The organism is Herbiconiux flava, assembly GCF_013409865.1.
GTDB classification, from domain to species: Bacteria; Actinomycetota; Actinomycetes; order Actinomycetales; family Microbacteriaceae; genus Herbiconiux; species Herbiconiux flava.
On sequence record NZ_JACCBM010000001.1, the window covers coordinates 100,176 to 120,666 of the forward strand.

The 20,491-nt window shown below is 71.0% G+C and carries 30 protein-coding genes; 15 read left to right on the forward strand and 15 right to left on the reverse strand.

Features of this window, described 5'->3' with window-relative positions; translation table 11 throughout:
* Window positions 1–82: 82 nt before the first annotated feature.
* Window positions 83–604, reverse strand: a complete 522-nt coding sequence (locus BJ984_RS00480; RefSeq protein WP_179546370.1) for a hypothetical protein — start codon at window positions 602–604, stop codon at window positions 83–85.
* 185 nt (window positions 605–789) lie between these two features.
* On the opposite strand from BJ984_RS00480, the gene BJ984_RS00485 reads away from it, so the two are divergent.
* Both BJ984_RS00485 and BJ984_RS00490 read left to right on the forward strand, forming a co-directional pair.
* A complete protein-coding gene (locus BJ984_RS00485; protein ID WP_179546371.1) occupies window positions 790–1,113 on the forward strand; it encodes a hypothetical protein in 324 nt (107 codons plus the stop codon).
* Window positions 1,110–1,409 carry a PqqD family protein gene (locus tag BJ984_RS00490; protein WP_179546372.1) on the forward strand — a complete coding sequence of 100 codons (300 nt, stop codon included), beginning with the start codon at window positions 1,110–1,112 and terminating at the stop codon, window positions 1,407–1,409. Before BJ984_RS00485 ends, BJ984_RS00490 begins: the two co-directional genes overlap by 4 nt.
* Here the strand turns inward: BJ984_RS00490 and BJ984_RS00495 are convergent.
* The 3 genes from BJ984_RS00495 to BJ984_RS00505 all read right to left on the reverse strand — a co-directional run bounded on the left by BJ984_RS00495 (window position 1,381) and on the right by BJ984_RS00505 (window position 3,955).
* Complete coding sequence (locus tag BJ984_RS00495) at window positions 1,381–2,259, reverse strand: helix-turn-helix domain-containing protein (protein ID WP_179546373.1); 879 nt, start codon at window positions 2,257–2,259, stop codon at window positions 1,381–1,383. The genes BJ984_RS00490 and BJ984_RS00495 overlap by 29 nt on opposite strands.
* Window positions 2,260–2,346: 87 nt before the next feature.
* Window positions 2,347–3,339 (reverse strand): TlpA family protein disulfide reductase, encoded by a 993-nt coding sequence (locus BJ984_RS00500; RefSeq protein ID WP_179546374.1) that lies wholly within the window; start codon window positions 3,337–3,339, stop codon window positions 2,347–2,349.
* A 100-nt stretch (window positions 3,340–3,439) separates the two neighbouring features.
* The gene (locus BJ984_RS00505; RefSeq protein ID WP_179546276.1) at window positions 3,440–3,955 is read right to left on the reverse strand and encodes a hypothetical protein; all 516 of its coding nucleotides are present in this window, start codon (window positions 3,953–3,955) and stop codon (window positions 3,440–3,442) included.
* Between the two features lie 189 nt (window positions 3,956–4,144).
* On the opposite strand from BJ984_RS00505, the gene BJ984_RS00510 reads away from it, so the two are divergent.
* Complete coding sequence (locus tag BJ984_RS00510) at window positions 4,145–4,330, forward strand: hypothetical protein (RefSeq protein WP_179546375.1); 186 nt, start codon at window positions 4,145–4,147, stop codon at window positions 4,328–4,330.
* A gap of 55 nt (window positions 4,331–4,385) precedes the next feature.
* On the opposite strand, the gene BJ984_RS00515 is transcribed toward BJ984_RS00510, so the two are convergent.
* A complete protein-coding gene (locus BJ984_RS00515) occupies window positions 4,386–4,763 on the reverse strand; it encodes a hypothetical protein (RefSeq protein ID WP_179546376.1) in 378 nt (125 codons plus the stop codon).
* A gap of 57 nt (window positions 4,764–4,820) precedes the next feature.
* Between BJ984_RS00515 and BJ984_RS00520 the strand changes: the two genes are divergently transcribed.
* A complete protein-coding gene (locus tag BJ984_RS00520; RefSeq protein WP_179546377.1) occupies window positions 4,821–5,126 on the forward strand; it encodes a DUF7882 family protein in 306 nt (101 codons plus the stop codon).
* Window positions 5,127–5,188: 62 nt separating this feature from the next.
* Here the strand turns inward: BJ984_RS00520 and BJ984_RS00525 are convergent, their stop codons facing one another.
* From BJ984_RS00525 to BJ984_RS00535, 3 genes are read right to left on the reverse strand one after another with little or no spacing between them, the layout of a single operon-like run.
* A complete protein-coding gene (locus tag BJ984_RS00525; protein WP_173182696.1) occupies window positions 5,189–5,458 on the reverse strand; it encodes a GlsB/YeaQ/YmgE family stress response membrane protein in 270 nt (89 codons plus the stop codon).
* Window positions 5,455–5,634 (reverse strand): hypothetical protein, encoded by a 180-nt coding sequence (locus BJ984_RS00530; RefSeq protein ID WP_173182695.1) that lies wholly within the window; start codon window positions 5,632–5,634, stop codon window positions 5,455–5,457. Before BJ984_RS00530 ends, BJ984_RS00525 begins: the two co-directional genes overlap by 4 nt.
* The gene (locus BJ984_RS00535) at window positions 5,634–5,924 is read right to left on the reverse strand and encodes a hypothetical protein (protein ID WP_179546378.1); all 291 of its coding nucleotides are present in this window, start codon (window positions 5,922–5,924) and stop codon (window positions 5,634–5,636) included. Before BJ984_RS00535 ends, BJ984_RS00530 begins: the two co-directional genes overlap by 1 nt.
* A 127-nt stretch (window positions 5,925–6,051) precedes the next feature.
* On the opposite strand from BJ984_RS00535, the gene BJ984_RS00540 reads away from it, so the two are divergent.
* Complete coding sequence (locus BJ984_RS00540) at window positions 6,052–6,888, forward strand: alpha/beta fold hydrolase (RefSeq protein ID WP_179546379.1); 837 nt, start codon at window positions 6,052–6,054, stop codon at window positions 6,886–6,888.
* A gap of 168 nt (window positions 6,889–7,056) precedes the next feature.
* Window positions 7,057–8,091 carry an NAD-dependent epimerase/dehydratase family protein gene (locus BJ984_RS00545; protein WP_179546380.1) on the forward strand — a complete coding sequence of 345 codons (1,035 nt, stop codon included), beginning with the start codon at window positions 7,057–7,059 and terminating at the stop codon, window positions 8,089–8,091.
* A 16-nt stretch (window positions 8,092–8,107) separates the two neighbouring features.
* Here BJ984_RS00545 and BJ984_RS00550 read toward each other — a convergent pair whose 3' ends face one another.
* The 3 genes from BJ984_RS00550 to glgX form a co-directional block, all read right to left on the reverse strand.
* On the reverse strand, window positions 8,108–8,296 hold the full coding sequence (locus BJ984_RS00550) for a hypothetical protein (protein ID WP_179546381.1): 189 nt from the start codon (window positions 8,294–8,296) through the stop codon (window positions 8,108–8,110).
* Window positions 8,297–8,358: 62 nt separating this feature from the next.
* The gene (locus BJ984_RS00555) at window positions 8,359–8,628 is read right to left on the reverse strand and encodes a DUF3072 domain-containing protein (protein WP_179546382.1); all 270 of its coding nucleotides are present in this window, start codon (window positions 8,626–8,628) and stop codon (window positions 8,359–8,361) included.
* A gap of 36 nt (window positions 8,629–8,664) precedes the next feature.
* Window positions 8,665–10,752 (reverse strand): glycogen debranching protein GlgX, encoded by a 2,088-nt coding sequence (gene glgX, locus BJ984_RS00560; RefSeq protein ID WP_179546383.1) that lies wholly within the window; start codon window positions 10,750–10,752, stop codon window positions 8,665–8,667.
* 100 nt (window positions 10,753–10,852) lie between these two features.
* On the opposite strand from glgX, the gene BJ984_RS00565 reads away from it, so the two are divergent.
* The 4 genes from BJ984_RS00565 (at window position 10,853) to BJ984_RS00575 (ending at window position 12,035) form a co-directional block, all read left to right on the forward strand.
* Window positions 10,853–11,335: a pyridoxamine 5'-phosphate oxidase family protein gene (locus BJ984_RS00565; RefSeq protein ID WP_179546384.1), complete on the forward strand. Its 483-nt coding sequence runs from the start codon at window positions 10,853–10,855 to the stop codon at window positions 11,333–11,335.
* A 36-nt stretch (window positions 11,336–11,371) separates the two neighbouring features.
* Entirely contained in the window at window positions 11,372–11,539 is a 168-nt protein-coding gene (locus BJ984_RS00570; protein ID WP_179546277.1) for a hypothetical protein, read from the forward strand.
* Entirely contained in the window at window positions 11,536–11,658 is a 123-nt protein-coding gene (locus BJ984_RS18845) for a hypothetical protein (RefSeq protein WP_271206331.1), read from the forward strand. Before BJ984_RS00570 ends, BJ984_RS18845 begins: the two co-directional genes overlap by 4 nt.
* A 107-nt stretch (window positions 11,659–11,765) precedes the next feature.
* Window positions 11,766–12,035, forward strand: coding sequence for a hypothetical protein (locus tag BJ984_RS00575; RefSeq protein WP_179546385.1), 270 nt, complete (start codon window positions 11,766–11,768; stop codon window positions 12,033–12,035).
* On the opposite strand, the gene BJ984_RS00580 is transcribed toward BJ984_RS00575, so the two are convergent.
* Complete coding sequence (locus BJ984_RS00580; protein WP_179546386.1) at window positions 12,032–12,895, reverse strand: TetR/AcrR family transcriptional regulator; 864 nt, start codon at window positions 12,893–12,895, stop codon at window positions 12,032–12,034. The genes BJ984_RS00575 and BJ984_RS00580 overlap by 4 nt on opposite strands.
* Window positions 12,896–13,110: 215 nt before the next feature.
* Here BJ984_RS00580 and BJ984_RS00585 point away from each other — a divergent pair, with 215 nt between their 5' ends.
* From BJ984_RS00585 to BJ984_RS00595, 3 genes are read left to right on the forward strand one after another with little or no spacing between them, the layout of a single operon-like run.
* On the forward strand, window positions 13,111–13,368 hold the full coding sequence (locus tag BJ984_RS00585; RefSeq protein WP_179546387.1) for a hypothetical protein: 258 nt from the start codon (window positions 13,111–13,113) through the stop codon (window positions 13,366–13,368).
* A 58-nt stretch (window positions 13,369–13,426) separates the two neighbouring features.
* On the forward strand, window positions 13,427–13,954 hold the full coding sequence (locus tag BJ984_RS00590; RefSeq protein WP_179546388.1) for a MarR family winged helix-turn-helix transcriptional regulator: 528 nt from the start codon (window positions 13,427–13,429) through the stop codon (window positions 13,952–13,954).
* A complete protein-coding gene (locus BJ984_RS00595; protein WP_179546389.1) occupies window positions 13,941–14,405 on the forward strand; it encodes a MarR family winged helix-turn-helix transcriptional regulator in 465 nt (154 codons plus the stop codon). The genes BJ984_RS00590 and BJ984_RS00595 overlap by 14 nt, the downstream gene beginning before the upstream one ends.
* A 36-nt stretch (window positions 14,406–14,441) precedes the next feature.
* On the opposite strand, the gene BJ984_RS00600 is transcribed toward BJ984_RS00595, so the two are convergent.
* The 3 genes from BJ984_RS00600 to BJ984_RS00610 are packed head-to-tail and all read right to left on the reverse strand — an operon-like array spanning window position 14,442 to window position 17,471.
* The gene (locus BJ984_RS00600; protein WP_179546390.1) at window positions 14,442–15,611 is read right to left on the reverse strand and encodes a hypothetical protein; all 1,170 of its coding nucleotides are present in this window, start codon (window positions 15,609–15,611) and stop codon (window positions 14,442–14,444) included.
* Window positions 15,608–16,816: a sensor histidine kinase gene (locus BJ984_RS00605; RefSeq protein ID WP_179546391.1), complete on the reverse strand. Its 1,209-nt coding sequence runs from the start codon at window positions 16,814–16,816 to the stop codon at window positions 15,608–15,610. The genes BJ984_RS00600 and BJ984_RS00605 overlap by 4 nt, the downstream gene beginning before the upstream one ends.
* A 7-nt stretch (window positions 16,817–16,823) precedes the next feature.
* Window positions 16,824–17,471, reverse strand: coding sequence for a response regulator transcription factor (locus BJ984_RS00610; protein WP_179546392.1), 648 nt, complete (start codon window positions 17,469–17,471; stop codon window positions 16,824–16,826).
* 93 nt (window positions 17,472–17,564) lie between these two features.
* On the opposite strand from BJ984_RS00610, the gene BJ984_RS00615 reads away from it, so the two are divergent.
* Window positions 17,565–19,199, forward strand: a complete 1,635-nt coding sequence (locus tag BJ984_RS00615) for a sensor histidine kinase (RefSeq protein ID WP_179546393.1) — start codon at window positions 17,565–17,567, stop codon at window positions 19,197–19,199.
* Between the two features lie 87 nt (window positions 19,200–19,286).
* The gene (locus BJ984_RS00620; protein WP_179546394.1) at window positions 19,287–20,456 is read left to right on the forward strand and encodes a GGDEF domain-containing protein; all 1,170 of its coding nucleotides are present in this window, start codon (window positions 19,287–19,289) and stop codon (window positions 20,454–20,456) included.
* Window positions 20,457–20,491: the final 35 nt, after the last annotated feature.

Here is a 20,491-nt window from a genome sequence, read left to right on the forward strand (position 1 = left end):
TCCGGTGAGGGGCCTTCCTCATGCCCGGGGTCGCCCGTCAGCTCGGGCGCGCGACCGGCAGCTCAGGCGCGCGACCAGGAGCTCAGGCGCGCGACCAGCCGCGGATCGTGAAGTCGCGGCAGTAGTCCGACGTACCCGAGACGCGCGCGGTGATCTCGTCGAGGCCGTCGGGGGCTCCCGCCTTCACGAGCGTGAGCGCGGGCACGGCGACCGCCGGTTCGCCCCGGCCGAGCGAGGGATGCTCGAGGTCGGCGCGGCCCGCGGCGACGGCCGAGACCGTCCAGCCGTCGATCTCGCGCCCCGGCTCGAGCCCGGCCACCTGGAAGCCCTCCGACCAGCGCACGCTGATCGTCACGACGCCCGAGGCGTCGGCGGCCCAGGGCGCGACGCCCACGGAGCCGTTCGCCATCGACACGCTGACGGCATCGGACTGGCTGTTGGCGGCGAAGTCGACGACGAACTCCAGCGGCGCGACGATGCCGGGCACCGGGTCGGCAGCACTGCGCGAGCGCGCGACGACTCCGGAGACCCAGGACGCGGTCTCGGCGACGGCCTGGTCGTGGGGAGAGCGATCGTTGGGATCGCCCGGGGCACTCGGGGTCATGATTCTCCATCGAGGATGCGCCGGAGCAGAGCAGGAGTCGGGTCTCCCGCAGGGACTACTGACGCACTACGGAACTTACACTGGCATCGATGTCATGCGGATACGCGCCACTACTGAGATCGATAGGGTTGACCCCCTGCCTCAGCGCAGGTTAATACGCTCAACCGAGACTGTGGGGGTCCAGGATGATCGAGAACGGAATGCCGACCGACGGGGCCAGAGCCGCGCGGCTCCTGCTCGACGCAGTGGTGTCGCAGAGCGGCGACGCCACGACCGACGAGAACACGCGAGCCATGACGACGGCTCTCGGCGAGCTGATCGGCGGTGCCTCGGCGCCGGATGCCGGTGACGTGGTGGGAGCATCCGTCGTCTGCCTGTCGTGGCTGGCCGGGCACCTGGCGCTCGCCACCCGGCGCTCTCCCGAGGAGGTCGTCGCCGACCTGCGGGAGTTCATCGACGCCTCGACCGCCCGGGAGGGCGTGACGGGCGTCGATAGAGTGGAGGAGTGACGAGCTACCGCATCGGGCCCGACGTCGCGTGGCATCGTTCCGACGACGACGTGGCCGAGCGCATTGCGGTGCTCGATCTGGCCGAGATCGGCGCGGTGCCGTTCGTGCTCGAGGGGTCGGCCGCAGCGATCTGGATCGCGGTCGACGAGCACGGCTCCGACGGGGCCGACGGCGTGCTGACGGCGGTGGCCGAGCGCTTCGGGCTCGAGGCGGCCGAGGTGCGCGACGACGTGCGGGCGTTCCTCGCCGAACTGGTCGAGCGGCGCCTCATCGAGTCGTCGGCAGGCCCGCTCTGAGCTCGCGCGGCGACGGGTAGCCGAAGGCGACCAGCGCCCGGCGCAGCTCGGCCGCGTCGCTGAAGCCGCTGTGGTGCGCGATCTGGGTGACGTTCAGCACGCCGAACGACTCGCTGCGCAGCATCGACACCGCCAGCTCGGCCCGCTGCCGCCGGATCTCCCGCGACGGCGTCGACCCCGTCGCCGAGAACACCCGCTGCAGCTGGCGCATCGAGACGTTCAGCGACCGCGCCACCGCCTCGGGGGTGAGCGAGCGGTCGGTGCGGTAGGCCGCGATCTGGGCCATCGCGCGGTCGAGGATGCCCGTGTTGGGCGCCTCGGCGGCACCGACGCCCTTGCCCTCGAGGTAGACCGAGGCGACCATCTCCCAGATCAGCTTCTCGGCGAAGTAGCTGGAGAGCCGGTCGAGCTCGTCGCCGCCGTCCAGCAGCGTGCCGAGGAAGGAGGTGGCCGGCTGGAGCACGGCCGAGTTCTGCACGAGCACCGGCGAGGTGCTGGAGCGGTCGATGTACTCGTCGACGGCCGAGAACGGCAGGCCGAGGGTGACGGCGCTGGCGCCCCGGAGGGCGTAGGCGGCGTAGCGGCGGCAGCCGATCAGGTAGAGCGCCTCCCCGGCGCGCACCGCCCGCTCGTCGCGGCTCTCGGGGCGCACCATGATCGTGCCACCGAGGGGCACGACCACCTCGACCGCCATCTCGTCGGGGCGGCAGATCTTGCGCACCGGAGTGCCGCCCGAGGGCACCCGCAGCACGGAGAGCTCGGTCTGCCCGAAGCGGGCGCCCCGCTCGCTGGCGGCGCGCTGCCGGCGCATCGACTCCATCGTCGAGCTGGTGCGTGCGTTCTGTGACATCTTCGCTCCCCAGTGCTTCTACACCCGTTGATCGCTAAGCCGCTCAATCAGTGAATAGGCCGCACGCCACCGGCACATCAGCAATCACTACCGAGATGTCACGGGTGGGGCGGCGGCCAGAACGTCGGCGATGGTCGCCGCCAGCGCCTCGACCTCCACGGATCCGACGGCCGGCCCCCCGGCCACCGTGCCGTCGGTGCCGACGAGCAGCGCCGACGGGTAGCCCGGGATGCCGGCCACGGTCATCAGGGCGCGGGCTCCCCGGTGCACGGGCACGTCGAGAAGCGGATGCGCGGCCGCCAGCGCCGAGGCGTCGTTCGAGCTGAGCGCGGCCACCTCGACCGCCCCGCCGAACCGCTCCCGCCAGCCGGCGAGCTGGGGCGCGACGCGCTCGCAGGCGTGGCACTCGGCCGAGAGCAGGACGACCAGCAGCGGCTTGGCGCGGGCGAGGTCGGCGAGGGGGACGAGCTCGCCGCCGGCCAGCACCTCGACGTCGGGGACGGGCCACGCGGAGCCGTCGCGCACGACCCGCGCGGCGGTCAGGTCGACGGCGGACGGCGCCCGGCGGGCGGCCGCGAGCAGCAGCGCCGTCACGGCCAGGACGGCCGTAGTGGTGGCGTAGAAGGCGGTCCAGCCGTCCGGGGCCAGGGAGGGCAGGGTGAGCACCGCCCCCTGGTGGGTGGTGACCGCGGTCACGGAGGCGGCGAGCAGCAGGGCGATGTTGCGGGCGGCGGTGACGGGCGTGACGGGTGAGCGGAGCATCCCGAAGCAGGAGCAGTCGACCCGGTCGCCGCGACGGAGCACGCCGGCCACCACGATCGTGAAGGCGAGGGTGAGCAGCACCGTCGCGGCGGCGGCGAGGGTGAACAGCGGCGCGGGGGCGAAGAGCAGGGCCAGCCCGAGCAGGAGCTCGGCCGCGGGGAGGGCCGCAGCGAACCAGGGGTGCCGGAGGGTCCGGGGAACGCCGAGGGCGGCCAGTTCGTCGACGGTGAACCGGCCGTGCGGCAGGAGCTTGAGGGTGCCGCTGACGAGCAGCACGGCGGCGAGGGTCAGGGCGAGCGCGGCGGCGGCACCGGTCATCGTGGTGACTCCCTCGGGTGCGGGCGGCGGCGGCCGCGGAGACGGCGGAGCGCCCGGCGGCGACCCGAGTGGGCCGCCGCCGGGCGCCGGGCGGGGTCGATCAGTTGGCCGAGCAGAGGATCAGCGTGCTGCTGACGTTGCCCGCGGTCTTCGCGCCCGAGCCGGAGTAGCCGGTGGGCAGCGTGGCGACCGCGTTCAGCTGGAACGCGACGCTGATCGACAGCGTGGTGCGGAACGCGATGGTGGCGCCGGCCGGGAGGGCGGCGGTCAGCGTGATCTGACGGCTCGTGTTCGAGAGCACGTTCACCGCGGCGGTGCCGCCCGAGACCGAGAACACGCCGATGTTGGTGACGCCTGAGCCGGTGATGGTGACGGTGGTGCCGACGGGCAGCGGGGTGGTGGGGCCGGCCTGCAGCGTGAAGCCGGGGCCGAGCACGCCGAGGGTGCCGCAGGAGCCACGGAGCGCGAAGGCGCCGACGTCGACGATGGAGGCGGCGTGCGCCGGGGTGGCGACGGCCAGGGCGATGACGGGAACCGACCAGGCGGCACCCTTCATGACGGTGCGGCGGTCGAGCCCCTTCTCGGCGTCGATCGGCGTGTTCTTGTTCTGCAGCATGAGTCCCCCTCGAGACGTTCTCCGGATCGCGGCGACGCTCTTCGGCGACCGCTGGATCAGCATTTCGAGGGGGTGGAGCGGGATGAAGCGGGAGGGGCCGTTCTGTCGTTCCGGTGACCTCCTTTGTCGCGCAGGTCACTTCGCGAACTGTTTACCCGCCTGAAACCGGGGTGTGTCTATCGTTGCTGCATGGGGACCATCGAATTCGAGAACGAGAAGAGCGCGCTCGTGCACACGGGTGACGTCACGCAGCCGATCGCGCGGCTCTACCGCATGAACGACGGCTGGCACGCCAAGCTGGCGCATCTGCACACGGCGAAGGCCTGGTTCGGGCCGTACGAGTCGCCCGAGGACGCACTGACCGAGATCGCGTAGCGCGCGGCGCGAGCCGGCGCCCGACCGGCGCCCGACAGCGCCGCCCGGGCGGCGCTCACAGCGGCTTGAGGCCGCCCATGTCACCCAGGTCGAGGTCGAACTCGTTGAACGACGTACCCGGCTCGGCGCTCTCGACCGGAACGGCCTTGGAGCGGTTCGGCGTGACCGATCCGATGTGGTCGCGCAGCGTCTTGGCCTCGGCCGAGAAGTCGGGCTCCTCGCCCTCCTGGTCGTCGGGTACGGCGAGCACGTCGTTGCCCATGCCGACGACGAGCTCGGCCGAGCGGTCGAGGCGGCCGGACGCCGTCACGATGGGGATCACGACCGCTTCCGCGAGCCCCCGCTTGGCGAGCGCCGCGGTCAGCTCTACGAGCGCGGTGGCGACCTCGTCCGAGGTCAGGACCGTCTCGCCGGCATAGGTGATTCGCTTCATGGCCCCAGCTTGCCCCGATCGTTCGGCGGGCGCTCGTCGAGCGCGCATAATGGGGCCGTGGGCACACTCATCTACGGCGGCGACTTCGAGATCGAGATCGACGACCGGATGCTCGCGCATCTCAAGATCGTCATCATCGGTAAACTCCGACGGGCCGAGTCCTGCGCGCTCAGCTGGACCGTGGCGAAGGCGCAGGGCAGCGGGCGCGAGACGATCTGGATCAACCCGAGCACCGCGCTCCGCTTCCGCTTCGACACCGCCGACCGGCACCCGATCAACCCGGAGTGGGTCGCGGCGATCGCCGAGACGGCCAACCGCGGCGACATCCAGCTGGTGTCGGAACCGGCGAAGGCGGCCGGCTGAGCCAGTCAGCCGGCCGCCTTCGCGGTCGTTCAGCGGGTCGCGGGCGCGACCTCAGGGGATGATCAGGCGCGGCGGCCCTTGCGGCCGAAGATGAGGCCGTAGATCAGCAGCACGATGATCGAGCCGACGATCGCGACGACCCAGGTCTGGATCGACCAGAACTCCTGCAGGTCCGCACCGAACAGCAGGCCGCCGAGCCAGCCGCCGAGCAGGGCACCGACGACGCCGAGCAGCAGGGTGACGAACCAGCCGCCGCCCTGGCGACCCGGGAGGATCAGCTTGGCGATGGCGCCGGCGATGAGGCCGAGGATGAGGAAGGCGATGAAGCTCATGATGTGATTCCTTTGTGTTCGGGGATGGTCGGGTACTCGTCCCCGGCAATGCTGTCTGCCGGTTCCGTCTGAGGGGTGACGTCGTCGACGGTCAGCAGACCGTCGGGATCCTTCGGATCACGTTCACCGGTGATGCGCTCGCCGATCGAGGACTTGTCCTCGTCGCGGGGCGACATCAGCTCGTGCGGTGCGGGATGTTGATCTCCGCACCCTCGATGTCGATCTCGCCGACGTCGTCGGGGCCGCCCGTGCCGGGCAGCGACGTCACGCGGGAGGCATCGATGTCAGGGTCGTCGAGAGCGGCGGACTCGCCGGCCTCCTGCTGCAGCTCCTCCGTCTCACGACCGCTTGAGGGGCTGTAGGTCATGTCTTTGCGGGTCAGGTCCTCGTCGCCGAGGTCGCCCTTCTGAACATCCACATCGGGCAGCGTGTCTGCTCCGAGCGCGTCGGAATCGTTGTCGCTCATGCTTCCTGCCTACTCCTGTGCGCACTCCCAGCAAAGGGGCAGGATCGCTCCCGAACCGTTCGCGGCCACTCTCCGAACACCCCACGAGGCGCACACCGGCGCCCGCCTCTCCCCGAAAGGAATCCCGATGACCGAGATCGTCGCCCATCACGGACTGCTCAAAGACATCGCCCTGCACGTCGACGACACCGGGGGCCCGGGGCGCCCCGTCGTGCTGATCCACGGCTGGCCGCTCTCGGGCGAGTCCTGGTCGGAGCAGGTGCCGGCGTTCCAGGCCGCGGGATTCCGGGTCGTCACGTACGACCGACGTGGATTCGGCCGCAGCGACAAGCCGCTCACCGGATACGGCTACGACACCCTCGCCGACGACCTGCACGCCGTGCTGACCGAGCTCGAGCTCACCGACGTGACCCTCGTCGGCTTCTCGATGGGCGGCGGCGAGGTCGCGCGCTACCTCACGAAGCACGGCCCCGAGCGCGTGCGCAGCGTGGTCTTCGCCTCGGCGGTCACCCCGTACATGCTGACCACCGGCGACAACCCGGAGGGACCGCTCTCGCCGGCCGAGGCCGCGAAGATGACCGCGGGTCTCACCGCGAACCAGGAGACGTTCTACGACGGCTTCACCCGCGACTTCTTCTCGGTCGACGGTGAACTGAAGGTCACGGAAGAGCAGCGACAGGATGCCCTCGCCCTCGCCCTGCAGTCGAGCAAGGTCGCGGCGCTGGCCTGCATGACCTCGTTCGGCACCACGGACTTCCGCGACGACCTGCCCACCGTCACCGTGCCCGCCCTGGTGATCCACGGAGACGGCGACGCCACCGTGCCGCTCGCCGGCTCCGGTGCCCGCACCCACGCGGCCCTCCCGGGCAGCGAGTACCACGTCGTCGCCGGCGCGCCGCACGGGGTGAACGTCAGCCACGCCGAGGAGTGGAACCGGGTGGTCCTGGAGTTCCTCGCGCGCTGACGCAGGAGGAACGGTGGGGCGCGGCGCCGACAGTACCCGAAACGGTCGGCGCCGCCGCCCGACCTGCGTCGAGGTTAGCGAGAATCCGATGAGACTCGTACTCCCATAATCGGACAACCGGACGATGCTGGTTCGCACAGCCCTGAATCCGCTCCGGAAGGACCACTCGTGAAGATCGTCGTCATCGGCGCGACCGGCAATCTCGGCACCGCCCTGCTCCGCCGTCTCGCCGACGCGCCCGCCGCCACCGAGGTCGTGGGCGTCGCCCGCCGCATCCCCGAGGAGGCGGAGCCCTACGCCGGGCTGCGCTGGCACGCGGTCGACGTGGGTGAGGACACCGCCCGGCGGCGGCTGGCGAGCATCCTGACCGGCGCCGACGCCGTCGTGCACCTGGCCTGGGCCCTGCAGCCCAACCATCTCGAGCACCTGCTCTGGCGCACCAACGTGCGCGGCACGGCGGCCGTGCTCGGTGCCGCGGCCGACGCGGGCGTGCCGCACGTGCTCGTGGCGTCGTCGGTCGGGGCCTACAGCCCGGGGCCGAAGTACCGCCGGGTCGACGAGGAGTGGCCGACGGGCGGTCTGCCGAGCTCGCACTACTCCCGGCACAAGGCGATCAACGAGCGCGCCCTCGACGCGTTCGAGCGGGCGAACCCGTCGACCGTCGTCACCCGGCTGCGGCCCGGTCTCGTCTTCCAGGCCGACGCGTCCTCGGAGATCGCGCGGCTGTTCGCCGGCCCCTTCGTGCCGCGGCGGCTGCTCGGGCGGCTGCGGCTGCCCGTGGTGACGCTGCCCTCGCAGCTGATCTCGCAGGTCGTGCACGCCGACGACGTGGCCGACGCCTTCTGGCGGGCGATCGAGCGGCAGGCGGGCGGGGCGTTCAACATCGCCACCGAGCCCGTGGTGTCGCCCGACGTGCTGGCGGCGGCGCTCGGCGGGCGGGCGGTGCCCGTCCGTGCGGCCGTCGTCCGGGCGCTGATGTGGGCGACGTGGAAGGCCCGTGTGCAGCCGTCGGACCCGGGCTGGCTCGACATCGCCACCACGGTGCCGCTGATGTCGACCGAGCGGGCCCGCACCGTGCTCGGCTGGGCCCCGACGGTGTCGGCTCCGGATGCACTGCAGGAGCTCCTCGGCGGGCTGGCTGGTGCACGCGGCAACGCCGGGTCGCCGCCACTCGGAGAGGGCGGCGCCCGGCGCGCGTTCTAGCAGGGAGCGGGAGGCTCTAGTCGAGCTTCTTCGCGGCCTTCTTGATCTTCTTGGCGGTGCGCTTGCGCGTCTTCTTCACCGCCGGGTCGTTCCACACGGCGAGGGCGGCCTCCTTGGCGAGGCGGCCCTTGTCGAGGCTCGACTTGCGGGTCAGCAGCCAGACGGCGGTTCCACCGACGGCGGCCCAGATGAGGACTCTCTTCATTCTCGGTTCCTTCTCTCGTGCTCAGCAGTCGTCGTGCCGAGCGCTGCGGATGCGCGGCGAGGTCACTGACCGCGGCCGGTGCTCTGCTGCAACCGGTCGATGTGCTCGGAGGCCTGCGCCTTGGTCAGGTCGGCGGGCAGCTCCTCCCCCGCCTCGCGGGCGAGGGTGTCGAGGTAGCTCTTCTGCGGGCCGGTCATCGGCTCGTCGCCGGTGACCCAGTCGCTCGGGTCCTTGCTCGCACTGTTGTCGGGGTCGGGGTGGGTGCCGCCCAGGGTCTCGCCCTCGGGCGCCGCCCCTGCCACGGATTCGTCGATGTCGTTCTGGTCGCTCATGGCCGTCACCGTACGCCTGCCCCGCCCACCCGGCACTCAATTCACGGTTGTACGGGAGCGAAGGAGCGTGAAGGAGCCGCCCGAGGCGATCAGGGTGGTGACAGGGGCGACCACCTGCTGCTCGGTGTCGCTCGAGAGGGCGAGCTCCCATTCGGCGCCGGGCGCATCCGGAACCTGGAACTCGACGCCGTTCTCGGCCGCGTTCAGCAGGAGCGCGAACGAGTCGTCGCCCTCGTGCTCGAACACCAGCGTGATCGTGCGGGCGTTCGGGTTGTCCCAGTCGTGGTCGGCGAACTCCTTGCCGTCGCTGCGCTCGAGCACGACGGTGTCGCCCGCGATCTCCTCGGGCACGTCGGCGTCGGGGGCGTGCCGGAACCACTCGGGACGGAGCGCCGGGCTCTCGCGCCGCAGCTGGAGCAGCGCCCTGGTGAACTCGAACAGCTCAAGGTCGACGGCGGCCCAGTCGTACCAGGACACCTCGTTGTCCTGGCAGTAGGCGTTGTTGTTGCCGCCCTGGGTTCGACCGAGCTCGTCGCCGCCGAGGATCATCGGCACGCCGGCCGAGAGCAGCAGCGTGGCCATGAGGTTGCGGCGCTTGCGGTCGCGGCGCGCGTTCACGGCCTCGTCGTCGGTCGGCCCCTCGGCGCCGCCGTTCGAGGACTTGTTGTCGCTCTCGCCGTCCTTGTTGTCCTCGCCGTTCTCCGCGTTGTGCTTCGAGGCGTACGAGGTGAGGTCGTGCAGCGTGAAGCCGTCGTGCGCCGTGACGAAGTTGACGCTCGACAGGGGCGAGCGGCGCGAGGCCTCGTAGACATCGGGTGAGCCCAGGATGCGCTGCGAGACGGTGCCGAGCACGGTGTCGGTGCCGTTCCAGAAGTCGCGCACGTCGTCGCGGAACTTGCCGTTCCACTCCGACCAGCCGGCCGGGAAGCCGCCGACCTGGTAGCCGGCGGTGTCCCACGGCTCGGCGATCATCTTCACGGGGGCGAGCACCGGGTCCTGCTGGATCAGGGTGAGGAACGCGCTGTGCAGCTCGGCGTCGCCGCCCTGGCGGGTGAGGGTGGTGGCGAGGTCGAAGCGGAAGCCGTCGATGTGCATCTCGGTCACCCAGTAGCGCAGCGAGTCCATGATCAGCTGCAGGGCCGCCGGGTGGCTGACGTTGAGGCTGTTGCCGGTGCCCGTGGTGTCGAAGTAGTGCTGCTCGTCACCCTCGACCAGACGGTAGTAGGCGGCGTTGTCGATGCCCTTGAAGCTGAGCGTCGGGCCGAGGTCGTTGCCCTCGGCGGTGTGGTTGTAGACCACGTCGAGGATGACCTCGAGGCCGGCGGCGTGGAATGCCTTGACCATCGCCTTGAACTCGTCGACCTGGTGACCGCCGGCGGCGTCGGCCCCGCCCGTGGCGTACTCGTTGTGCGGCGCGAAGAAGCCGATCGAGTTGTAGCCCCAGTAGTTGCGCAGGCCCTTCTCCTCGAGGTGGCTGTCCTGCACGAACTGGTGCACGGGCAGCAGCTCGACCGAGGTGACCCCGAGGTCGGTGAAATGCTTCAGGGCGGCCGGATGCGCGAGACCGGCGTAGGTGCCGCGCACGTCCTCGGGGATCTCGGGGTGCAGCATCGTGAAGCCCTTGACGTGGGTCTCGTACACGACGGTCTCACTCAGCGGGATGCGCGGCGCGCGGTCGCCGGCCCAGTCGAAGTCGGGCCCGTCGGGGCCGGTGGTGACCACGCAGCGCGGGCTCGCCGGAGCCGAGTCGAGCTCGTTCAGCGTCTCGGGGTCGTCGAGCTTGTGGCCGAACAGCGTCTCGTTCCTCGAGTAGTCGTAGCCGCCCTCGATCGCGGTGGCGTGCGGGTCGAGCAGCAGCTTGTGCACGTTGTGACGCAGGCCCGCCTCGGGGTTCCACGGGCCGTCGACGCGCAGGCCGTAACGGGTGCCGACGCCCATGCCGGGGACGAGACCGTGGAAGACGTGGCCCGTGCGCTGCTCGAGCATCGTTCGGGTCTCGGTGCCGTCTTCGTCGAAGGTGCAGACGTAGACCGCGTCGGCGGTCTCGCTGTAGACGGCGGCGTTCGCCTGGCCGTCGACGAAGCTGATGCCGAGCGGATAGGGCAGGGAGCGGGAGTCGGGCATGAGTTCCTTGTTCTCTTCGGAGGGCGGGGCTCGCGATGCGAGGCGCACTCCCAGTGAGACACGCGAGCAGAAAACCGCCAACAGCAGTACCGTCGCCAACATGACAGAGAAAAGCGACATCGAGACCCTCGCGGGCCTCGTGAAGGATTTCCGGTTCGCGATGCTGACCACGGTCGACGACCAGGGTCGCCTGGTCGCGCATCCGCTCACCGTGCAGGAGGCCGAGTTCGACGGCGACCTCTGGTTCATCGTGGGCGCCCACGCCTCGGCGCTGCAGAACCTCCAGGTGAACCCGACGGCCGGCGTCACGCTGAGCTCGAACGACAGCTGGGTGTCGCTCACCGGCACCGCAGCCGAGGTCGCCGACCAGGCCAAGGTGAAGGAGCTGTGGAGCTCCACCCTCGAGGCCTGGTTCCCCGACGGCCCCGACGACCCCGAGGTGCGGCTGCTCAAGTTCACGGCCGACGGCGCCGAGTACTGGGACAGCCCCGGCGGCCGCGTCGCCACGCTGTTCAGCTTCGTGAAGTCGAAGGTGACCGGCGAGCCCTACGAGGGCGGCGACAACGCCAAGCTCGACCTCTGATCCGAAACCCCACCACCGAACAGTAAGGAGACGACGATGACCGCGAAAGACGGATCCACCGACGTGAGCGATTCCGAGAAGGAACGCGCAGAAGACCTGCCCGACGGCTCCAGCTCCGACGGCAGCACCTCCGAGCCCGGCGAGGACACGGTCTCGGGCGGCGGCGCCCAGGACAGCGGAGACCAGGACGGAGACACGGAATGAGCGACCAGAAGCCCGGCACCGAGCCCGACATCGACACCGACGTCCCCGACCCCTCGACGGTCGACCCCGACACGGGCACCGAGCCCGGCGGCAGCCCGGTGGAGAACCCCTCCGGCTGATCCGCAGCCTCCGGCCGAGAGGCCGGCGGCCTCTCGGCCACGGATGTCAGGCCCGCGCACTACCATCGGTGGTGCGCGGGCCGGCGTGCTTCTCGAGAGGAGCATCGTTGGCCGACTGGCATCCCGTTCAGACCCTGCACGCGAACTCGTGGGTCTTCCCACGACCCGGTACCACCCAGCCCTACGCCGAGATCCGGCACCTGCCGGTCAAGGTGGGTGACCGCACGGTCTGGGCCTTCCGCGCGGTGACCTGGGCCCAGCCGCGGCAGCTCATCGGCGCCGGCTACTTCGGCACGCTCGAGGAGGCCGCCCGCGAGTGCCACCGCCTGGCGCTCGCGAGCGCCGTGCCCAGTGCCCTCAACGAGCAGCGCCGCTAGGCCTCGGGTTCCTGGCCCGCCCGCTGCTTCAGCGACGCGATCACCGCGGCGGCGTCGTAGTCGGGGTCGGGTTCGAGGAAGCGCTCGAAGACGGCGAGCAGCGCGATGGCCGGCAGCGCCCACTCGGCGTCGTCGGAGGTGATCGTCGCCGGCCCCCGGTAGCGGGCGTCGACGATGGCCGGGTTGCCCAGGTGGCGGAGCCCGAGGCCCTCGACGACGGCGGAGATGACGGTGGCGTAGGGCCGGTAGTCGCCGTCCCACTCCGGCCGGAGGCGGTAGCCGAGCACGGCCGAGAACTGCCGGTGGAACTCCGCCATGCGCTCCACGAACTCGGCACTGCCCGAGAGCAGCGCTCGCTCGATCTCGACCCGGGCGGGCCAGTCGAGGTGGCTGAGCAGCGTCGCCGAGAGTCCGACGTAGGACTGCCAGGCGACCGAATCGATGACCGCGCGGTAGTTGTGCTCGAGGGCCACCCGGATGACTTCGTACAGCACCTGCTGGCGCTCCCGCGCATCCGCCAGCCGATCGACGTGGTCGAGCAGGATGCGCTCGCTGAGCTCGAGGGTCTCGTCGTCGGTGAGCTTGTTCGAGGTCTCCCGGGCGATCTCGATCAGGAGCTCGGTGACGAAGGCCTCCTTGGAGTCCCAGAGCCGGTAGGTCGAGCTCCGCGGCACTCCGGCCTCGCGGATCAGATCGTCCATCACGATGTGCTCGAAGCCGATCGTGAGGCCGATTCCCTCGACCCGCTCCATGGCCACGTCGAGCACCCGGCGCCGCACCTCGGCGGCCGGGATGCGGGACCGCGGCCGCTGCGGGTCGGGCTCCGCCGCTCTCGGCGCGCCGTCGAGTGCTTCCGTCACGCTGAAACCCCCGGGTCAGGTCGTCGGCTCAGGCTTCGAACCGCCGTGTGCTCCAGAGTAGTGACAATCCGTCGGCACTGCGGAAGGCGCCTCTCCTTGTGTGTCACTTTGTGTATCAATCCCGACGCTCTGCGTCAACCCCGTTGCCGTCGAGCAACTACTAACTAGTCTGTCTAGTAGTAATCGGACTCGATGGAAGACGGAGGGCGGCGCTCATGACCAGCATGAAACTCATTTCACAGGGAATCAGCTACGACGTCAGCCGCCGCGACGAGGGCCTGTACGAGGTCGTCTCGGGCGAGGTGTTCCTCGGCTTCGTCGAGCGAGCCGGCCAGGTGTACGTCGCCCTCTCGGGCATTCGCTACGACCGAGCCGTCGAGACGGGTCAGGCGCTGTCGCTCTCGGGCGCCGCCGCGATGCTCGAGGCCGCGCCCGCCGCGCGGGTGACCCAGGAGCTCGTCGCCGCCGCCTGACGGGTGATATCCCACGATCATTAGCCCGTCTAGTAAAGAGTTGGACTACGATTAAGGGATGACCACGAATCGACCCGATTCGGCGCCACACTACTGGTACGGAGACGACGCCGAACGCGACAGGAGCATCGCCGTCCTTGAGGCGATGCGCACCTTCCGCGCGTCCGAATCCGCCATGCGGAGGCGATCGCAGGAGTCCATGAACATGGGCGAGAACGACCTGATCGCCATGCGTTACCTGCTCCGCGCGACCGAACAGGGCAAGACGGTGGGCCCGAAGGAGCTGGCGCAGTACCTCGGCATCACCAGCGCCTCGATCACCGTCCTGCTCGACCGCCTCGAGAAGAACGGGCACATCCACCGCGAGCCCAGCCCGTTCGATCGCCGCGCGCTGATCATCGTGCCGACGGTGCCGAAAGACGCGATCGAAGCCGCGACGCTCGGCGACGTTCGCCCCGAACTGATCGACGTGGTCGAGCGACTCAGTCCCGAGGAGGTGCGCATCATCGTCGAGTTCCTCACCGAGATGCGCGAGGCGGTCGACCAGGTCGACAACCACCAGCCCGAGCGCGATGACCGCGGCTGACGCCACCACGGCGCCGAAGAACTACGAGGTCCTCGCCGAGCTGCGCGCCTACCGGCTGGCCGAGGAGGCCATGCGACGCCGCACCCGCGAGTCGATGAACATGGGCGAGAACGATCTGGCCGCCCTCCGCTTCCTCCTGAAGGCGCAGGGCGACGGCCAGCTCGTCACGCCCGGCATGCTGGCCGAGCACCTCGGCATGAAGTCGGCCTCGGTCACCGTCATGCTCGACCGCCTCACGAAGTCGGGACATCTCTCCCGCATGCCCCACCCCAACGACCGCCGCAGCCTCGCCGTCATCGCCACGCCGGGCTCCGACGACGAGGTGCGCCAGACCCTCGGCGCGATGCACACCCGCATGATGACGGTCGCCCGCCGGCTCGACGGCACCCGGGCCGAGGTGCTGCACCGCTTCCTGCTCAGCATGAGCGACGCGCTCGACGACGCGTCCTAGCCCCTCCGCGCACCAGCGGGCGGATGCACGGCCGCGCTAGCTCCCGAGCCGCTGCAGGTCGAAGTGCAGCAGCAGCTCGTCGCCCGCCACCTCGTCGGACGCGGTGCTCATCATCAGCCGCATCATCCGGATGAACGGCAGCACCTCGGCGCGCAGGCTCCGCACGTCGGGGCTGGAGCAGCGGATGATGCCGAAGCGGTCCTCCTCGCCCTCCAGGAGCTCGAGCACGAGCGTGCCGGGCGTGCGTCGCGGCGACTGGTGCAGCTCCCGCAGCACGGCGCGGATGGTCGCCCGGTCGTCCTCGTGCATCCGCAGCGACAGGCCCGCCTCGTCGATGAACACGTCGACCTGGTCGCCCAGGGAGTCGATCGGCCGCGCGTCGTCGACCGCCGCCTGGAGCAGCGCGGTGAGCGCGGCCGCACGGGCGCGGTCGCCGACGGACAGTTCGCCGGTCATCCGCAGCCGGGCGAGGAACGGCACCACCTCGGCGCGGAGGGGCCCGATCGCGCCCACCCCGTCGTCGTCGATGAACCGCTGCCGGAGCGTGTCGAACTGCCGTTCGCGGGCCTCGGCCTGGGCCAGCCGCTCGGCGTAGATGCCGCCGAGCAGCACCCGTGCGTAGCCCATCGCCCCGAGTCCGAGGGCGAGCACCGGGGCGCAGGCCACCAGCACGATGACGACGATGGGCACCGCGGTGAGCGGGCTGAAGAACACGTGCAGCAGCGACAGCACGGTGACCAGCGCGGTCGAGATGCCGGTGTAGAGGCCGAGCTCGGCCGAGGTGCGGAAGGGGCCCGCCGCCATCAGCGCGAACGCGAGCGTCAGCAGGCCCCAGTCGTCGCGCACCAGCAGGTTGCTGCCGAGCGAACTGAGCGAGTTGAGCACCGTGGCGACCGCCAGCAGGGCGAAGGCGGTGGCGTAGCGGTCGCTCGAGACGCCCATCGTGAAGTCGAAGGCCGAGCGGATGAACCAGCCGAAGCCCGCGGCGAGCGCCACCAGCGACCCGATCGCCAGCGGCCAGGACGACACCTGGGAGGCGGTCGAGACGGTCAGTCCCACGGCGGCCGCGATGCAGACGGCCGCGACCACGATCAGGAAGCCGCGGGCGCTGATGGCGGCCAGCGGGTCGAAGTCGAGGGCGGTCGAACCGCGCGGCGCCCGCACCGAGCCGAGCGGCACCGAGCGGCTCGGCGTGCCGGCGCTCACGCGGGTGCCCCCGGCACCGTCATGAACACGGCGGTGCCCGTGCCGGGCCGCGACCAGATCTGCACCGAGCCGCCGGTCTCGACGATGCTGTCGATCACGGTCACGCGGAGGCCGACCGTCTCGTCGCCCGCGGCGTCGACGTCGAAGCCGACCCCCGCATCCGACACCATGACGCTGACCTCGGGCGGGCTGGAGTAGACGGCGATCTCGGCGTCGTTCCGGCCCGAGTGCCGGCGCACGTTGTCGAGGCACTCGGTGATGGCGCGCTCGAGGTTGCGGGCGTCGGAGGGCCGTACGCTGTTGATCACCTCGGTGTCGCCGGTGACGCGGATGCGCAGCCCCTGCTGCTCGGCCGCCCGCACCACCGACACCAGGAGCGGCACGGAGGCGAGCGAGCGCGAGGCCGACGCCCCGATCTCCGGGCCCGACAGCACGAGGCTCGTGTCGGCGAGATTCGCCAGGTCGCGGTCGAGCGCCTGGAGGGTGCGGTCGTCGAGCCGGCCGGGCGCCAGAGTGGCGAGCGCGCGCAGGTCGGCCAGCACGGTGTCGCCCACCCAGTCCACCGCGCGCGCCGCGAAGCGCGCGTTCGCGAGGTCGCGCTCTTCGGCGAGCGCCGAGTCGAGCATCTGCGCCGTGCCGCGGGCGGCCTCGCGACGGCCGACCCAGAGCGCGATCGTGAACAGCGACAGGGCGAGGTACGACGCCAGCACCGGGACATCGAGGGCGAGCCGCATGCCCTGCTGCCAGGCCGCGAGCTGCACGAGGCCCGGGCCGACCAGGAGGGCGAGGGTGCCGAGCACCAGCGAGCGGCCGAGCGACCGGGCCGAGATGCCCGCCACGAGGATGGCGAACTCGGGCATCGACAGCAGCACGTAGTCGCTCGAGGGGGCCGTGGCGGCGGTGGCGCCCGCCACGCTCACCCCGGTCACCACGAAGGCGTAGAGGCCGAGCGCGAGGCCCGCCACGACCGTGTACAGCACGGCCCGGACGTGCGACACGGTGCGGAGCGCCCCCACGACGGCGACGCCGGTGACCGCGAGCCCCGCGATGCCGAGGACGATGTCGGCGCGGCCCGTGACCGGGATGAACAGCGCCGCGATGAGGGCGGTGGCCGCGAGGAACACCGCTGCGAGCCAGGTACCCGCGGTGGCGAGCGCGCGGCTGGTGCTCCGACCGTCGACGTCGGCCGCGATCTGCAGCGTCATCGTGCGCTCACGCGAGGTAGCCGTCTTCGGCCGCGCGCAGCATCAGGTCCTGCTTGCGCTCGGCCTGCCGCCCCTCCGAGGCGTACTGCTCGCGCACCCGCTCGAGGGCGGTCTTCACGATCTGGATGTTCGTGCCGAGGATCATCGCGACCTCCACCGGGCTGTGGCCCGAGGCGTACAGGCGCAGCGTCTCCTCCTCGTGCTCACTGAAGCGGATGCTCGATGCCGGGGTGCGCGCCGGCCGCCCCACCTCGTCCCACGCCACCGCGCCGGGGTCGGGCCGCACGCCGAGCACGCGGCGCACCGCCGTGAGCAGCTCGTCGGCCGACTGGGACTTCGACACGAACGCCTCGGCTCCGGCGGCGAGCACGCGGCGCACGTTCTCGGGGTTGTCGAGGGCGCTGAGCACGACCACGGTCGACCCGACCGAGCGGCAGATGCGGATGCGCGCCTCGACCGAGACGGGCTCCTTCAGCTGCAGGTCCATCAGCACGATGTCGGGCGGGAAGGCGGGGTGCCTCGCCATGTCGACCCACGACGTGGTGTGGGCCACCACCTCGAGCTCGGGCGCGTGCGCGCCGAGCCAGCCCGTCAGGCTGTCGAGGATCAACTCGTGGTCGTCGACGATGCCGACCGTGTGCACCCTGTCGCTCATGCCGCCATTCACCCCTGACCCCTCCAAGGATGGTACCGGGCGCACGTTCGGGCAGTCCAATCCGGCGCGGGGACTTGCCTGTACCCTCAACACATGGCCAGGGCAGCGGAGAGCACCGAGGCGGAGCGGCGCTCGCGGCTGGACCGCGGCGTCTTCCAGTCTCAACTGCTGCTGTCGGCCGCCCTGCTGCTGCTCGTCTGCGCGAGCTACGTGCTGCAGCCGAGCTCGGTGCTGGACATCCGCTTCTTCGGCGGCGTCGCCGTGGTGTTCGCACTGACCGGGGCGGCGGCGCTCATCCCCTGGTCGCGCATCCACCGCAACTGGGCGGCCCTCGTGCCCCTGGCCGACATCATCGCGATCATCGCCGTACGCGAGGGCAACACCCTGCTGGGCGCCAGCCTGCTGCTGGTGTTCCCGGTGATCTGGCTCTCGAGCCACTACGGCTTCGCCGGCGCCGCGGTGAGCGTCGGCCTCTCGACCGGGCTGCTCTGGGCCTCGTCGGCCGTGCGCGGAGAGGCCATCGGTGTCGGGTCCATCCCCTCGCTGCTGCTCGTGCCCACGACCCTCGTCTTCATCGCCACCACCACGCTCGCCACCTCGGCCCGAACGGCGGCGCAGCGGGGCCTCCTGCGCCAGCAGGCCGGGCTCCTCGAGGTGGCGCTCGGCCGGGCCCGCCGGCAGCAGCAGACCCTCGACGAGGTGCTGAACGCCGTGACGTTCGGCGTGATCGCGTTCGACCGCGCGGGTCGGGAGACCCTGCTGAACCGCGCCCACCGTTCGGTGCAGACGGAATTCGGACTGCCCGAGACGACGGTCGAGCATCCGGTGCTCTATCGACCCGACCGGGTCACCCCATACGCCGAGGAGGAGAAGCCGTTCCGGCGCGCGACCGCCGGCGAGCGCTACGACGACCTCGTGGTCTGGCTCGGGGAGCCGGGCGAGCACCGTGTCGCCCTGTCGATCAGCTCGCGGCCCCTGACCTCGCCCGACGGCCGCCTCGACGGCGGCGTGATGGTATCGCGCGACGTCACCAGCGAGATCAACGCCATCCAGGCACGCGACGACCTGGTCGCCTCGGTGTCCCACGAGCTGCGCACACCGCTGACCTCCATTCTCGGCTACCTCGAGCTGGCGCTCGACGACGAGCGGCTCGACCCGAGCACCCGCTCGATGCTCGAGGTCGCATCGGCCAACTCCGACCGTCTGCTCGCCCTGGTGGCCGACCTGCTCACCGCGGCGAGCGAGAAGGAGCAGCAGATCGTCATGTCGTTCAGCCAGTGCGACCTCTCGGAGATCGTGGCGCAGGCGATCGACGCCCATGTGCTGACCGCGGGCGAGCGGGGCATCGTGATCGAGAACGCGGTCGAGGGCCCGGTGCTGCTCGAGGCCGACGGCTTCCGCCTTCGGCAGGTCGTCGACAACCTGCTGACCAACGCCATCAAGTACAACGTCGAGAACGGCCGGGTCACCGTGTCGGTGGCTCCGGGCGAGAGCACGGTCGACCTCTCGGTCAGCGACACCGGGATCGGGCTGAGCGAGCTCGAGCAGCAGAAGCTGTTCGACCGCTACTTCCGGGCGGAGGGCGTGCGGCAGTCGACCATCCACGGCTCGGGCCTCGGGCTCACGATCAGCCGCGACATCGTGCGGAGGCACGGCGGGGAGCTGTCGGTCTCCTCCACCAGCGGGGTCGGGACGACCTTCACCGCTACGATCCCGCGCGCGCGTTAGACTTCGGAGCGACGGGCGGGGCGTTGTCCCGACCGGGGGCTCCGCCTCGACAGGCTGAGGTTCGACGGCGATCACGGGAGGGGTGGCATGCAGCTCGACGGCAGCACGCTCCTGCTCACGGCGACGTTCGTGATCCTGCTCTGCGGGGTGTCCTTCATCGTCAACACCGCCATGCGGCGGAACGACGCCTCCGGCCGGCTGTGGAGCCTGTCCTTCCTCGGCGGCATGCTCACCGCCCTGTCGTTCTCGGCCTGGAACGTCGCCCCCGAGCTCTGGTGGGTGCTCGCGATCGGCAACTCCGCCTACGTCGTCTCGATCGGGGCGCTCTGGTCGGGAGCCCGCGTGTTCAACGGCCGCAGCAGCCTGGTCTGGATCGCGCTGGCGGGCGGCGGCGTCATCGCCCTGCTCACCGCCGTCGAGGGTCCGGCCGGCGGGGCGTGGACCGGCTCCTCCGGGCTGTTCGCCGGCATCGCCGTGTTCGCGGGGCTCGGCGGCGCCGAGACCATGCGCTCGCGCATGCGGCGCAACCTCAACGCGCGCATCCTGAGCTTCTGCCTCTGGATCGTCTGCGCCTACTACGTTCTGCGCACCTCGATCTTCGTCACCCTCGGCCCGACGAGCGAGGTCTTCCAGACCTACTTCGGCACCCAGACCACGACGGTCATCACCATCCTCCTGGTGCTGCTCAGCACCATCTCGCTGTCGATCCTGCAGGCCGAGCGCTCGGGCGCCCGGGCCCTCGGCGACATGACGGTCGGCGTGCATTCCGTGGTCGGTGTGCTCTCGGCCGCCTCGTTCATGCAGCAGTGGGCGGACTGGATCGAGCGCAGCTCGTTCCACGGCGAGCGCCTCGCGATGGTGGCGATGGACGTCGACAACCTGCCGCAGATGAACATGGCCTTCGGCCGCGACTTCGGCGACCGCGCCATCCGATCGGTCGCGCAGATCATCCGGCACCACGCCCCCACCTGCGCGCTCCTCGGCCACACGGGTGCCGGTCGCTTCGTGATCGTGGCCGTCGTGGCCACGGCGAACGACGCGGAGGAGCTCGCCATCCGGCTGCAGACGGCGCTGGTCGACGAGCCGATCGACACCGAGCAGTCGCTGCGGGCCACGGCCAGCTTCGGCGTCGTCGACACCGAGACCTTCGGCTACGGCCTGCCGGTGCTGCGCTCGGCGCTCGACGCGGCGGCGTCGGAGGCCCGGGACGAGGGTGGCAACCGGATCGTCGTGGGTCGCCGCAGCCCGGTGGGCTGAGCGGCGCCTGCTGCCTGACCGGATGCCCGGCCGCG